The sequence below is a fragment of the Geodermatophilus sp. URMC 61 genome (assembly GCF_052931555.1).
On record NZ_JBRFHZ010000002.1, the window covers coordinates 1,986,101 to 1,999,761 of the forward strand.

Annotated in this window: 12 protein-coding genes; 4 read left to right on the forward strand and 8 right to left on the reverse strand. The window is 77.3% G+C overall.

Translation table 11 applies throughout. The features are described 5' to 3' along the window. Window positions 1-38 precede the first annotated feature (38 nt). Window positions 39-1,073 carry a Kelch repeat-containing protein gene (locus ACU610_RS09145; protein WP_446767392.1) on the reverse strand — a complete coding sequence of 345 codons (1,035 nt, stop codon included), beginning with the start codon at window positions 1,071-1,073 and terminating at the stop codon, window positions 39-41. Window positions 1,074-1,210: 137 nt separating this feature from the next. Here ACU610_RS09145 and ACU610_RS09150 point away from each other — a divergent pair, with 137 nt between their 5' ends. Beyond that, complete coding sequence (locus tag ACU610_RS09150; protein WP_446767393.1) at window positions 1,211-2,743, forward strand: ATP-dependent DNA ligase; 1,533 nt, start codon at window positions 1,211-1,213, stop codon at window positions 2,741-2,743. A 12-nt stretch (window positions 2,744-2,755) separates the two neighbouring features. On the opposite strand, the gene ACU610_RS09155 is transcribed toward ACU610_RS09150, so the two are convergent. The 4 genes from ACU610_RS09155 to ACU610_RS09170 all read right to left on the reverse strand — a co-directional run bounded on the left by ACU610_RS09155 (window position 2,756) and on the right by ACU610_RS09170 (window position 8,273). Next, the gene (locus tag ACU610_RS09155) at window positions 2,756-5,434 is read right to left on the reverse strand and encodes an MFS transporter (RefSeq protein WP_446767394.1); all 2,679 of its coding nucleotides are present in this window, start codon (window positions 5,432-5,434) and stop codon (window positions 2,756-2,758) included. A gap of 44 nt (window positions 5,435-5,478) precedes the next feature. Then, on the reverse strand, window positions 5,479-6,111 hold the full coding sequence (locus ACU610_RS09160) for a hypothetical protein (protein WP_446767395.1): 633 nt from the start codon (window positions 6,109-6,111) through the stop codon (window positions 5,479-5,481). A 211-nt stretch (window positions 6,112-6,322) separates the two neighbouring features. After that, on the reverse strand, window positions 6,323-7,351 hold the full coding sequence (locus tag ACU610_RS09165) for an Atu2307/SP_0267 family LLM class monooxygenase (protein WP_446767396.1): 1,029 nt from the start codon (window positions 7,349-7,351) through the stop codon (window positions 6,323-6,325). 100 nt (window positions 7,352-7,451) lie between these two features. Continuing rightward, window positions 7,452-8,273 carry an SDR family NAD(P)-dependent oxidoreductase gene (locus tag ACU610_RS09170; protein ID WP_446767397.1) on the reverse strand — a complete coding sequence of 274 codons (822 nt, stop codon included), beginning with the start codon at window positions 8,271-8,273 and terminating at the stop codon, window positions 7,452-7,454. 214 nt (window positions 8,274-8,487) lie between these two features. Between ACU610_RS09170 and ACU610_RS09175 the strand changes: the two genes are divergently transcribed. Beyond that, a complete protein-coding gene (locus ACU610_RS09175) occupies window positions 8,488-9,384 on the forward strand; it encodes an alpha/beta hydrolase (RefSeq protein ID WP_446770709.1) in 897 nt (298 codons plus the stop codon). Between the two features lie 42 nt (window positions 9,385-9,426). Here the strand turns inward: ACU610_RS09175 and ACU610_RS09180 are convergent, their stop codons facing one another. The 3 genes from ACU610_RS09180 to ACU610_RS09190 all read right to left on the reverse strand — a co-directional run bounded on the left by ACU610_RS09180 (window position 9,427) and on the right by ACU610_RS09190 (window position 11,293). Beyond that, a complete protein-coding gene (locus ACU610_RS09180) occupies window positions 9,427-9,987 on the reverse strand; it encodes a dihydrofolate reductase family protein (protein WP_446767398.1) in 561 nt (186 codons plus the stop codon). 66 nt (window positions 9,988-10,053) lie between these two features. Next, the gene (locus ACU610_RS09185) at window positions 10,054-10,449 is read right to left on the reverse strand and encodes a DUF6221 family protein (RefSeq protein ID WP_446767399.1); all 396 of its coding nucleotides are present in this window, start codon (window positions 10,447-10,449) and stop codon (window positions 10,054-10,056) included. Window positions 10,450-10,495: 46 nt separating this feature from the next. Continuing rightward, on the reverse strand, window positions 10,496-11,293 hold the full coding sequence (locus tag ACU610_RS09190) for an alpha/beta fold hydrolase (RefSeq protein WP_446767400.1): 798 nt from the start codon (window positions 11,291-11,293) through the stop codon (window positions 10,496-10,498). 112 nt (window positions 11,294-11,405) lie between these two features. Here ACU610_RS09190 and ACU610_RS09195 point away from each other — a divergent pair, with 112 nt between their 5' ends. Together ACU610_RS09195 and ACU610_RS09200 are read left to right on the forward strand one after the other, a co-directional pair. Next, window positions 11,406-12,104 carry an ABC transporter ATP-binding protein gene (locus ACU610_RS09195; RefSeq protein ID WP_446767401.1) on the forward strand — a complete coding sequence of 233 codons (699 nt, stop codon included), beginning with the start codon at window positions 11,406-11,408 and terminating at the stop codon, window positions 12,102-12,104. Between the two features lie 3 nt (window positions 12,105-12,107). Beyond that, window positions 12,108-13,661, forward strand: a complete 1,554-nt coding sequence (locus ACU610_RS09200; RefSeq protein ID WP_446767402.1) for a DUF6297 family protein — start codon at window positions 12,108-12,110, stop codon at window positions 13,659-13,661.

The window sequence follows — 13,661 nt, forward strand, 5'->3', positions numbered from 1 at the left end:
TGGACGGTGGCTGAGCGCTCGGCTCGTCCGCGCCCCGGTCACCCGAACCGCTCGCAGCTGCCGTCCCGGGCCCCGTCGACGACCAGCAGCCCGGACCCCGCCAGCGGCACGGCGACGTGGCCCTGGCGCGGACGGGACAGCCCGTCGGCACCGCTCCAGGTGGAACCGGCGAGGTCGAAGGAGTGGCAGTCCGACCGCGTGCCGGCGGGTCCCTCACCGCCGACCACCAGGACGGAGTCGTCCGGGAGCAGCGTCGTGGTGTGGGCGTCGCGGGACTCCGGCAGCGGTGGCTCGAGGGACCACGACCCCGTGGCGGCCGACCAGCGCTCCACCACGCCGGTGTGACCGTCCCCGCCCGGCTCGCTGCCGCAGACCATGAGCGCGCCGCCGTCCGGGAGCGCGACGAGGCTCTGACCGGACCGGTCCAGGGACATGTGCGGCACGGCGAGGTGCCCGACCGCCTGCCACGCTCCGGTTGCGGGGTCGTACACCTCGCACTGCCGGGTCAGGTACTCGACCGGCTCGCCGTCGCCGCCGATCCCCGCGCACGCCCCACCGGCGAGGAGGATGCGCCCGTCCGACAACCGGCACTCGTACGTGGTCAGGCGTGGGGTGATCGGTGAGGGCAGTCTGTCGACCTGACCGCTGTCGAGGTGGACCGAGCGGAACTCCATGTCGTCGAGCAGGGACTCCGGGGCGGACAGGACCAGCAGCTCGTCGCCGTCCGCCCAGGCTCCGGCCACCCGGCCCATGAACGGCGGCACGACCGTCGCGGTCCACTGCCCGGTGGCGGAGTCCCAGGTCTCCAGGAGGGTGTCGGTCGCCGCCTCGTCGCCGCCGACGAGGACGGCGCCCCCCGGCACGGCGACCAGCACCGCGCGGTCGTGTCCCTGCACCAGCGACCCGGCCGGGCTCCAGGTGCCGGACTGCGGGGCGTACAGCTCCGCGGTCCGGAGGACCGTGTCCTGGGGGTCCCGGCCGCCCGCGACGAGGACCCGCCCGTCGGCGAGGCGGGCCGCGGACCGCAGGCTCCTGCTGACGCTCATGCTGCCGGTCGGGGTGAAGCCGGGCATGGGGACCCTCCGCACGGACGCAACGCGACCCGCCCAGGGTGGGCGGACGGCGTCACCCCGGCGTCACCGACGGGTGCCCGCCGGCCGCGGGCCGTCGGCAGCGCAGCGGTGTCGGACCCGGCTGCCACCATGGCGCCGTGCTGTTCGCCGACGTCGTCGCCGCCTCCGCCGCGGTGGCGGCCACCCGCTCGCGCACGGCGAAGACCGCGGCCATCGCCGACCTGCTGCGCCGCGCGGACGGCGACGAGGTGCGGGCGGCGACCGCCTGGCTGGCCGGCGACGCCCTGCAGGGCCGGGTGGGGGTCGGCTGGCGCACCCTCGGCCGCCTCGCCCACGACCCGGCAGCCTCGCCGCGGCTGACCGTCCACGACGTCGACCGCGTGCTCACCGAGCTGGCCGGCACGACCGGCACCGGGTCGGCGGCCAGGCGGGAGGCGGTCCTCGAGCGGCTGTTCACCGACGCCACCGCCGACGAGCAGCGCTTCCTCGTCCGGCTGCTCACCGGCGAGCTGCGGCAGGGCGCGCTGGAGGGCGTCGTCCTCGACGCGATCGCCGCGGCGGCCGACGTCCCGGCGGCGGCCGTGCGGCGCGCGTTCATGCTCTCCGGCAGCCTGCCGGAGACCGCCGCGACCGCCCTGGCCGGCGGTACGGGGGCGTTGGTGGCCGTGCACCTGCAGGTCGGCCGCCCGGTGCGACCGATGCTGGCCGGCCCCGGTTCCTCGTTGGACGCCGCGCTCGCCGACCTCGGCGCGGACGTCACGGTCGAGACCAAGCTGGACGGCGCCCGGATCCAGGTGCACCGCGACGGCGACGTCGTCCGCGTCTGGACCCGCACCCTGCGCGAGGTGACCGACGGGGTGCCCGAGCTGGTGGCGCAGGTCCGGTCGCTGCCGTGCCGCACCGCTGTCCTCGACGGCGAGACCCTCGCGCTGGACGGCGACGGACGGCCGCGCGCCTTCCAGGACACGATGAGCCGCTTCGGCAGTGACGCCCCCGACCCGGCCGTGCTGCTCAGCCCGTTCTTCTTCGACCTGCTGCACCTCGACGGCCGCGACCTGCTCGACGAGCCGCTGGCGGTCCGCCTCGACGCGCTGGCGGGGCTGCTGGCCGGCGAGGAGCACGCGGCGCTGCGGATGCCCGGTGTCCGCCGGCCCACGCCCGAGCAGGCCGCCGAGGTGCTCGACGGCGCGCTGACCGCCGGGCACGAGGGCGTGGTGGTCAAGGCGCTCGACGCGCCCTACGCCGCCGGCCGGCGCGGGCGGGCGTGGCAGAAGGTCAAGCCGGTGCACACCCTCGACCTGGTCGTGCTCGGCGCCGAGTGGGGGTACGGGCGGCGCTCCGGGAAGCTGTCGAACATCCACCTCGGCGCCCGCGACCCCGACGGCGGCGGGCCGGTGATGGTCGGCAAGACCTTCAAGGGGATGACCGACGAGCTGCTGGACTGGCAGACGCAGACCTTCCCCGGGCTCGCCCGCGAGCAGCACGAGTGGGGCGTGCTCCTGGAGCCGGAACTGGTCGTGGAGGTCGCCCTGGACGGCGCGCAGCGCAGCCCGCGCTACCCCGGCGGCGTCGCGCTGCGCTTCGCCCGGGTGGTCCGCTACCGGCCGGACCGGTCGCCGGCGGACGCCGACACGCTCGACGCCGTGCGCGCGCTGCTCGCCGGCGGCTGACCGGCGGGGTCCTCACGCCGGGACGGCGGGGGCGTCCCAGTCGACGGTGTGTGCCCGCATCCACGCCTGCGGGTCCCGGCGCCGGAGCACGAACGGCATGACGAGGTCGCGGGCGACCCGGCCGACGGCGGGGGGCGACTTGGCGCTGCTCGTGCGGAAGCCCTGGGCGACGACCCGCTCCGCCCGTTGCCGGCGCAGCGCCTCGAACGCCTCCAGGGCCGCGGGGGACGGCAGGTCGCGCAGGCAGCGGGCCAGGACGACGGCGTCCTCGACGGCGAGCGACGAGCCCTGCCCGGCCGCCGGCGAGGTGGCGTGCGCGGCGTCCCCGATCAGCACCATGCGGCCGGCGGACCACCGGCGCACGGTCGGGACGTCGTACGTCGTCCACCCGCGCAGCGGACCCGGGGTGGCCTCGACCAGCGTGACCACCGGGGACCGGTCGCCGCGGTACAGGTCCGACAGCCGGGCGCGCCACTCCGCGTCGGAGGTGGCCGCCACCTCGCCGGCCGGGGGCTCGCGGGTCAGCGGCGGGTTCGCGAACCACCAGGTCCCTCCGGTCGGCGCCACGAGGTAGCCGGCGAACCCGCGCCGGCCGAACACCATCGTGAGCCGACCGACCTCGGCGCCCGGCGGCACGTGCTCGGAGTAGCCCGCGGTGTTGAGCACCGGGACGAAGCGGGGCGCCGCACCTCCGGGGTCGACCAGGGCCCGGACGGTGGAGCGGACGCCGTCGGCCCCGATCAGGAGGTCCGCCGACTCGCAGGTGCCGTCGGTGAAGACCGCCGTCACGGCCGAGTCCGTGCAGTGCGCGTCGACCAGGCGGGAGCCGTAGCGGACCCGCACGCCGCGGCGCAGGGCCTCGGCGTGCAGCGCCCGGTAGAGGTCGGAGCGCCGCATGGAGAGGCCGACGTCTCCGCCGGGACCCGACGTGGGGACGGCGCCCAGCACCTTCCCGGTCCAGCTGCGGAACTCGATGACCGGCGTCGGGAAGCCCACGCCCGCGACCGCGCGCTCCGCGTCGATCGCCCGCAGCGCGTCGAGCCCGTTGGTCTGCAGGCCCAGCCACGCGCCGACGTCGCCCGCGGGGCCGGCGTGCGCCTCGTGCACCGTGGCCTCGATGCCGACCCGCTGCAGGGCCATCGCCGCGACGGGCCCCGCGACCCCGCCACCGACGACGATCGCTCGGGCCATGCCGCACCTCCGCGCCGTTCGGTCCCGGAGATGGCATCTCCCCACAGGCCGGCGCCGGATGCCACCCCTGCGTGCCCGGACCCGGCATGGCCGGTCGGGTCCGGGCCAGCACGTCTCCGACCGTCGCGGCGACGGTCGTCGACGATCACCGTCCCCAGACGTCGTTCCGGCTCGGGGGCCGACCACCGCCCCTGGACGCTCTCCCGCTGCCCACCATGCGGGGCAAGGGCAGAGCATCGCCGTAGACACATCGGCTGCGGCCACGGTCTCCCGTCGGCTACTGGCCGGACCTGTTGCGGGACGGCACCGATCCGCTCCACGCCGGCCGGGCACCGCTCGCGGCCTGCTGGGCGCCGGCCAGCTCGCCAGCGCCGGAACCGCACCGAGGACGGCGACGGCGCCCAGCAGGCCCACGCACGCCGGCCACCCGGCCGCCGAGAACAGCGGCGCCGGGACGACGGCGCCGACGCCTCCGCCGGCGTAGTAGCAGGTCAGGTACAGCCCGACTGCGCTCGAGCGGGTCGCGCCCCCGCTGGCGGCGGCCTGCGCGGTGGCGCACGCCTGGGCGGCGAACACACCGGTGCACGCCCCGGCCAGCCCGGCGACGACGGCCGCGGTCGCCGGCACGAGGGTCAGCGCCAACCCGGCGAGCACCACCGCGGTGGCCAGCACGAGCACCGCGCGGCGGCCCACCCGCGACACCAGCCGCCCGGTCAGCGGCGTGACGACGACGGCGACGAGGAACACCGCGAACACCGCCCCGACCTGCGCGCTGCCCAGGCCGAACGGCGGCCCGGACAGGTGCAGCCCGACATAGGTGAAGGCGCCGACCTGTACGAACAGCACCGCGGCTCCCAGCGCGCAGGTGCCCATCAGCCGCCCGTTGCGCAGGTGCCCGCCGATGCCGCGCAGGCCGCCGAGCACACCGGCCGTCGGCGCGAACCGCCGCTCCCGCGGCAGGCAGGCCGCGACCCCGCCGAGCACGGCCAGCAGCACCAGCCCCAGCGCGGCGAACGACGCCCGCCAGCCGAGCGCGCCGGCCACCGCGCCGGAGAGGAAGCGGCCCAGGAAGCCGCCGAACGCCGTCCCCGAGACGTAGAGGCCGTTGACGGCGGCCGACCGGGACGCGGGGACCTCCTCGGCCACGTAGGCGACCGCGACCGCGAAGACGAACGGGACGGCCAGGCCCTGCGCCGCCCGGGCGGCCAGCAGCGCGGGGAAGCCGGGGGCGACGGCGCAGGCGGCCGTCGCTGCGGCCAGCACGGCGATCGCCGCCAGCATCAGCCGCTTGCGGCCCAGCCGGTCCGACACCGCCCCGGCGAACGGCGCGGCGACCGCGACCCCGAGCGCCGTGGCGCTCACCGTCCAGGCGGCGGCGGTCGCGGAGACGCCGAGGTCGGCGGCGAGCGCCGGCAGCAGCGGCTGGGTGGCGTAGACGGTCAGCAGCGCCGCCAGGCCGAGCAGGAAGACCGCCGTGCTCGTCCCTCTCGGTGTCCGCATCCCGCCCACCGCACCACACGGGGGCCGGGTGCGAACGCCAGGGGTCAGTCCGCGTGCGGGTGGTCGGTCGCCGCGACGACCACCGTCTCGGCGCCGGCTCCCGGTGGCCTCCTCGCCAGTCCCAGCTGCGCCATGGCCAGCTCGTAGCACTCGTGCAGCAGGACCAGCCGGTCGAGCAACCGGTCCACGTAGGCGGCGGAGGTGCTGACCGGCGTGGGCTCCAGCATCAGGGACCAGAACAGCCGGTCGACGTCCCGGCCGCAGGCGTGCCCGCGCCACTCCGCGGGGGACGGGCGGGAGCCGAGCGCGGCCGTGAAGCGCCGCGCGACCGCCGTCCGCAGCTCGCCGACGGCCGCGACGTGGACGGCGAGGGCGTGCCCGTCCGCCCCGGCTGCCCGGCGTGCGGAGCGACGCTGTCGTCGGGGCACCGCCGGCCCCGGGACCACCAGGCCGATCGCGCGGCCGAGCAGGGGCGTCAGCCGGAACCGGTCGCCGTCCGACAGCCGGTCGTTGGCGTGCCGGAGCACCGCGGCCAGCTCGCCGTCCACGCAGTCCGGGGTGTCGGTGAACGGCTCGCCGGCCAGCAGGGCGGTGTACTCCATGAAGCACGCCCCGCGCGCCGGGTTGCGGTGCCTGCCCCGACTGAGCACCGGCATGGACGCCGGACCCTGGGCCATCGCCCGCCTCCTCCACCGGTCGTGCCGGGGTACGTGTGCCCGGCGCGCTCCGACCGGGTGCACGAGCGGAGCCCGACGTCCGCTCCCGGTCCCAGCAGCGTACGGCGGACGGGGCGGTCGACGGCCGCCCCGGAGCGTGCGAGGGAACCCCCGGGGTGACCCCCTCCCGGGTCCCGCCCGAGCGTGCGAGGGGTGGGGAGGGGGTCCTCGGTCAAGCCCCCGCGACCCGGGGCGCGACCTCGGTGCCCAGCAGCTCGATGCCGCGCAGCAGGTCGGCGTGCGCCAGCCGCGGGTTCGTCATCTGGATCGAGACGCGGTCGACCCCGCCGAGCTGCCCGGAGACCCGCACGAGCTTGTCGGCCACGGTGTCCGGGTCGCCCGTGAAGAAGGCACCGTTCGGTCCGCTGGTCGCGTCGAACTGGGCCCGCGTCGGCTGGGCGAAGCCGCGCTCGCGGGAGACCTTGGTGAACATCTCGTGCCAGCCGGGGTAGATGGTGTCGGCGGCGGCCCGCGTGCTCTCCGCGACGTAGCCGAAGACGTGCAGCCCCACCTGCAGGCGCTCGGGCGCGTGCCCGGCCCGCGCACCGGCCCGGCGGTAGAGGTCCACCAGTGGCGCGAACTGCCGCGGCTCGCCGCCGATGACCGCCACCATCAGCGGCAGGCCGAGCAGCCCGGCGCGGACGAACGACTCCGGCGTCCCGCCGACGCCGACCCAGATCGGCAGCGGGTCCTGCAGCGGCCGCGGGTAGACGCCCTGCCCGGTGAGCGCGGGGCGGTGCCGGCCCGACCAGGTCACCTCCTCGGACTCCCGCAGCCGCAGCAGCAGGTCGAGCTTCTCCTCGAACAGCTCGTCGTAGTCCGCCAGCGAGAGCCCGAACAGCGGGAACGCCTCGACGAACGAGCCGCGGCCGACCACCAGGTCGACGCGGCCGCGGGAGATGAGGTCCAGCGTGGCGAACTGCTGGAACACGCGGACCGGGTCGGCGGCGCTGAGCACGGTGACCGCGCTGCCCAGCCGGATCCGCGAGGTCCGCGCGGCCGCCGCGCCCAGGATCACCGGCGGCGCCGAGTCGTAGTACTCCGGGCGGTGGTGCTCACCGATGCCGAAGGAGTACAGCCCGACCTCGTCGGCCAGGGCGATCTCCTCGAGCAGGTGCGCCATCCGCTCCTCGGGCCCGACCAGGCGCTCGGTCGAGGGGTCGGTCACCGCTGCGACGAAGCTGTCGACGCCGACGTGCACGGCTGTCCTCCTCGGGGATCGGGCCGCCACCGGCGACGGTCCAGCGTTCAACCAGTCAACCAGGCGGCGAGCAGGACCCCAGGACGGGCCGGCCGGCAGGTCAACGGCGGGTCGCCCGGCTCGCCAGCAGCCCCAGCGCCGCGACACCGGTGCCGGCCACGGTGCGCACCGGGTGGGTGCGTGCCGCGACCCAGTAGCTGCGCCGGCGGTGCCAGCCGGCGTTGGAGCCGCGCACGTGCATCCCGTACCCGGCGGTCCACAGCGCCGCCGTCGGCTGCGGGGAGTCCGGCGTCTCCCGCGGCTGCGACGGCCGGTCGTCGGCCATCTGCGAGGGCCACATGTGGCGCTCCATGTACCGGTCCACCAACCGGGGGAAGAGCGCGCCGGCCAGTGCCGTGGTCTTGGCCTGGCTGCCCACGAACATGTCCCGCGGCCCGTGCAGCGGGGTCGCCCGGTCGCCGAACAGGCTGCCGACGTTCACGACCGCTCCGCCCGCGCCGGCGCCGTCGCCGCGCGAGCGGTAGTGCGCCACCGCCTGCCGGCAGCCGTACACGACGCTCCAGGAGACGACGTCGAAGACCCGGCGGAAGTCCTCGATCGTCACCTGGGTCGTCTCACCGAAGACCGACACCCCGGCGTTGTTGACCCACGTGTCGAAGCGGCCGAACTCGGCGACCGCGGTCTCGGCGATGCGGGCGACGTCCTCCTCGCGGGCGACGTCGGCGGCGACGGCGACGGCCCGCCGTTCCCCGCCGGCGTTCAGCTCGTCGCACAGCTGGCGCAGCGCCGCCTCGTTGCGGGCGGCGAGCACCAGGCGGGCGCCGCGGCGTGCGGCGAGGCGGGCGGTGGACAGGCCGATGCCGCTGGAGGCACCGGTGAGGACGACGACCTGCTGGTCGAGCGGGCGGAGACGGACGGCCACGGTGGCTCCCCTCGGAGCGGGCGCGCCGGGGAGGGCCGGCGACGGTCGGGACGCCGGTGGCTCGACGCCGTCGTCACCCTCCTGCCCATCGGAGGCGGTGCGGACACCCCAGTGCCGGAACCGTCGTCCGGCGCGGATAGGTTGCCGTGACTCAGCGCACACACGCACAGGAGGTCCGGTGCCGGTCGACCCGCACATCGCCGCTCTGCTCACCATGCTCGCCGAGAGCGGCATGCCGCCCATGCACGAGGGGACGGCGGAGGCCGCCCGGGCCCAGTTCCTGGCGCTGGGCGCGGCGCGCTCCCCCGACCAGGTCGTCCCGGTGGGCGCGGTCGAGGACACCACCGTGCCCGGCGCCGAGGGCGACCTGCGCGCCCGCGTGTACCGGCCCGAGGGCGAGGGCCCGTTCCCCACCGTCGCCTTCCTCCACGGCGGCGGCTGGGTCATCGGCGACCTCGAGACCCACGACCAGTCGGTGCGGGAGATCTGCCGCACCAGCCGGGCGGTCGTCGTCGCCGTCGACTACCGGCTCGCCCCCGAGCACCCCTTCCCCGCCGCGGCCGAGGACGCCGTCGCCGCCGCCCGCTGGATCGCCGCGCACCTGGGTGAGCTGGGCGGGGACGACCGGCTGGCCGTGGCCGGCGACAGCGCGGGCGGCAACCTCGCCGCCGTCGTCGCCCAGCAGCTGATCGCCGAGGGCACCCCGCTGACCGCGCAGCTGCTGATCTACCCGGCGGTCGACGCGCTGAGCGAGTACGCCTCGCGCACCGAGAACGCCCGCGGCTACTTCCTCGAGAAGGACACCATGGACTGGTTCTACGGCCACTACGCCGGCGCCTGGGACGACGCCAAGGACCCGCGGCTGTCCCCGCTGCACGCCGCCGACCTCTCCGGGCTGCCACCGGCGGTCGTCGTCACCGCGGAGTACGACCCGCTGCGCGACGAGGGCGAGGCCTACGGCGAGGCGCTGCGCGCCGCGGGGGTGGAGGCCCGGGTCCGCCGGTACGACGGGCTGATCCACGGCTTCTTCGCCATGGGTGCGGTCTCCCCCGCGGCGCAGGCCGCCGTCGACGAGACCTGCGGGGCCTTCGGGGAGCTGCTGCACCGCTGAGTGCCGGGCCCGCCGCCGCCCGCGTGCGGGCGGCGGCGGGCGTCACTCCCGGGCGTAGCGCGAGTACGTGATGCCGCTGCCGAAGCCCCGGCACTCGACCAGCCGCAGCCGGTCCGCGGCGGCGCCGTCGGGGAACAGCCGCCGGCCGCGGCCCTGGACGACGGGGTAGGTGAACAGCCGGTACTCGTCGACCAGCCCGGCGCCGATCAGCGTGTGGCAGAGGGTGATGCTTCCGGTGACGACGATGTCCGCCCCGGGCTGCTCCTTGAGCGCGCGGACCTGCTCCACCGGGTCGCCGGACAGCACCGTGGTGTGCTGCCAGCCGGGCTCGGTGAGCGTCGCGGAGACGACGTACTTCTGCACCCGGTCCAGGTAGGCGCTGACGCCGGTCGGGTCGTCGGTCCGCCCCGGCCAGTAGCCGCGGAAGTCCTCGAACGTGCGCCGGCCGACGAGGAGGGCGTCGGCCCGCTCGTCCTGGCGGTGGATCTCCTGCATCAGGTCGGAGTTGTCCGTCCCCGCCTGCCCCTGCGGGTCGAACCAGTCGTCGAGCATCTCCACCGCGCCGTCGACGGTCGTGTTCTGGGTGATCGCGAGCGTGCGCACCGTGCCTCCTGGGGATCGGCTCCGTCGCAGTACCGACCCCGGGGGTGGGCGGGACTCATCGCCGGGTCAGGGGCGCCAGGCCGGCCGGTAGTCGGGGTGGGTGGCGTAGGGCAGGGCCAGCAGCGCCAGGGTGAGGGCGGCCAGCTGGTGCTGGTCGGTGGGTGCGGGCGGGAAGTCCAGTCCCTGGGGGCGGGCGCCGAGCAGGTGCAGGTCGGGGCGGGCGTCGCGGCAGGCCAGCACGAGCCGGCGCTTGGCGGCGCACTCGGCGAGCACCCGCGCCGGGTCGTGGTGGGCGACGTGGTCGGCGGCGCCCTGCGGCGCGGTCACGCTGCCGTCCCACGCCCGCCGACCGGTCGCCTGCGCGGCCTCGGCCGCCAGTCGCTGGTCCTCGGCGATGCGGGCCAGCAGGAAGCCGTCGAGGTCCGGTTCGAGGTCGGGTTCGAGTCCGGGATCGGCGTCCATGCCGCATCCTCCCGCCGTCGACCGCTGTCCGGGGGACCGGGCGCGCTCAGTCCCGGCGGTAGAAGTCCGCGAGGGCGGGCGCGAGGACCCCGACCGGCACCTCGTGGAAGCCGCCCTCCAGGCGGGCGAGCTCGCCGGACGGCAGCGCGGCCGCGAGCTCCTCGGTGGCCCGCCCCATCCAGGGCGGCGCGGTCCCCGTGCTCGTCACCGCCAGCACCGGGACGTCGACGCGCGAGAGCAGGTCGACCGGCAGGGAGTGGTCGTCGCCGCCCAGGGCGAGGGCGTCGTAGCGCAGCGTGGGTGCCATCTCCTCCAGGGCGTGCCACATCGGCGTCCCCCGGAACCGGGTCACCATCTCGGCCGGGAGCCCCACGACCCGGGTCTGGAAGTACTCGACCAGGCCGGACCGGTCGCCGGCGTCGACGTAGCCCTGCAACGTCTGGAGGTAGCGCTCCGGTGCCGGGGGCGCGCCCTGGACCCGGTAGGGCGGCTCGAGCACCGACAGCCGCGTCACCGGCACCCCGGCGGCCGCGGCACGCAGCAGCAGCGCGCCGCCCGAGGAGACGCCGTGGGCGTACGTCGTCCCATCCCGCCCTGCCGCGTCGACCACCGCGGCGAGGTCCTCGAACTCGCGCTCGAGCGCGTACGGCTGGGTGTCCCCGCTGCCGCCCCGCCCCCGGCGGTCGTAGGACACCGCGCGGAACCCCTGGTCGGCCAGCGCTCGGGCCAGCTCCCCCCAGGTACCCCGGTCGTTGAACGCGCCGCCGACCACCACGACCAGGGGCCCGTCGCCCCAGGCGTCGTAGGCGATCGTCGTGCCGTCCGCGGACGTCGTCTCGGCCATGCCTCGCTCCTGTCGCTCCCGCTGCTCTGCGTCTACCGACCCGTGTGCGCGTGGGAACTCATCGCCGCGCCGCCGACGGGGGCATCGCAGACTGCACCTAGGTTGGTCGCCGATGGACCGCACCGTGCCCTCGCCCGACCTGCTCGTCGCCGAGGACCTCTCCGTGGGACACGGGACCGCCCCGGTGTGCGCCCCGGTCGACCTCCGGCTGGCCGCCGGCCGCGCCGTGGCCGTCGTCGGCCCGAACGGCTCGGGCAAGTCCACGCTGCTGCGCACGCTGGTCGGCCTGCTGGAACCCCTCGGCGGCACGGTCGCCTTCGCCGGCGCTCCGGTCGACGAGCGGTCGACGGCCTTCCGCCGGGACGTCGCTGCCGTCCTCGACGACGACGCGTTCTTCGTCTCGCTCACCGGCCGCGAGCACCTGCTGCTGACCGCGCGCGGGCACGGGGTGGCCGCCGCCGAGGACGTCGTCGACGCCGAGGTCGAGGCGTTCGGCCTCGGCGAGCGCGCCGACGCGCTGCCCTCGGCGCTCTCCTCCGGTCAGCGGCGTCGGCTGGCGCTGGCGGCCGCGTTCGTCCGTCCCGCCCGGCTGCTGGTGCTCGACGAGCCCGAGCGCGGGCTGGACGCGGGCATGCGGACCCGGCTGGCCGCCCGGCTCGCCGCACTGCGCGACGCCGGCACCGCCGTGCTGCTCGCCAGCCACGACGCCGACGTGGTCGCGACGGTCGCCGACGAGGTGCTCGTGGTGGACGACGACGCCTGCCGGCTGCTGGCCCCGGCCGAGGCCGCCGGCCGCATCGCGGAGCTCTGAGCGGTGGCGACGGAGGTGGCCGCGCCGCTGGACGGCGCGGCGGTGCGCCGCTGGACCCGCCGGGCGACGGCGGCGCGGGCGCGGACCACGCTGGGCGAGCGGCTCTCCGACGCCTGGGGCGGGCTGGTCTCGGCCGGGATCGGCGTGGCCGTCGCCGGCGGCGGCCTCGCCTCGCTGCGCGAGCGCATCGCGCTGGCCGGCGCGCCGGTCACCGGCACGACGCTGCCGGCCTCGCTCACCTCCGCCGCTTTGGCGCTGCTCGCCCTGGCCGGTGTGGTCGTCGTGCTGGCCCGGCTGGGGCCGGTGAGCGCCACGCCCGCGGCCGCCGCGTGGTGGCTGCCGCTGCCCGCCGACCGCCGGAGCCTGCTGCGCGGCGAGCTGTCGCGGCTCACCGTCGCCGGGGTGGCCGTCGCCGTGCTGCTGGCGCTGCCCCTGGTGTTCGGGGCCGCCGCCGCGCCCACGGTCGGCTCGGTGCTGGGCGGGCTGGGCTGGGCGGTCGCGCCGGCCGTCGCCGCGGTCGGCGGGACGGCGCTGCTGCAGACCCGGCACCGCGGCCGGGGCGTGGCCGGGGCCGCCGGTGCGGTCGCGGGCGCGGCCGCCGTCGTCCCCGCGGTCGCCGGCACCCTCGCCGCAGCGGGCGGGAGGCCGGTCGGCGTCCCGGCCGCCGGGACCCTGCCGGGCTGGGTCCTCGCGGTCGCGGCGGTCGCCGCCGCGGCCCTGCTCGTGCAGGCCGACCGGGGCCTGGGCCGGCTCGACGCCGGCCGGCTGCTCGCCGGCGGGGCGACGGCCCGCTACGCCGGCGGGTCGCTGCTCTCGCTGGACACCCGTCAGCTGGGCCGCGCGCTGGCCGGCCGGGACCGCCCACCCCGGCGCAGTCGCCGCTTCCGCCGGGTCCGCCGTCCCTGGCAGGCGGTGGTGGCCACCGACCTCGCCGTCCTGGTCCGCGGCCGGTGGCAGCTCGGACAGCTCGCCGTCGCCGCCGGCGTCCCGGTCGTCGTCGCCCGCACCGAGGGGCTGGGCGCGCTGCCGCCCGCGGTGTGGGCCGGCTGCCTGATCGGCTGGGGGCTGGCCGCGACGGCGGCCGGGCGGGCCGCGCGGGAGGCGCACGGTGCACCGGAGCTGGACCGGCTGTTCGCGCTGTCGGCGGCGGCCGTGGTGCGCAGCCGCGCGGTCGTCCCGCTGGTCGCGACCGCGCTGGTCTGCGCGCTCAGCGGGCTGCTGCTGGGGGTCGGCACGGGGCTCGCCGGCACCTGGGCGCTGCTCGGGCTGGCCGCGGCGCCGGCGTGGGCGGCCGCGGCACTGCGCGGAGCACTGCGCCCGGACCCGGACTGGTCCGGGCCCGTCGTCTCCACCCCGATGGGCGTGCTGCCGGCCGGGGTCGGCGCCACGCTCGTGCAGGGGGTGGACGTCGGCGTCGTCGGCAGCCTGCCGCTGCTGGCCGCGCTGGTAACCGGCGGCCCGACCCCGCTGCTGGTCGCCGTCCAGGCGGCGTGGGCGCTGCTGCTGGCCGCGGCGGTGCTGGTGCAGCTCGGCCGGCGACGGTCGCCCGGGAGCTGA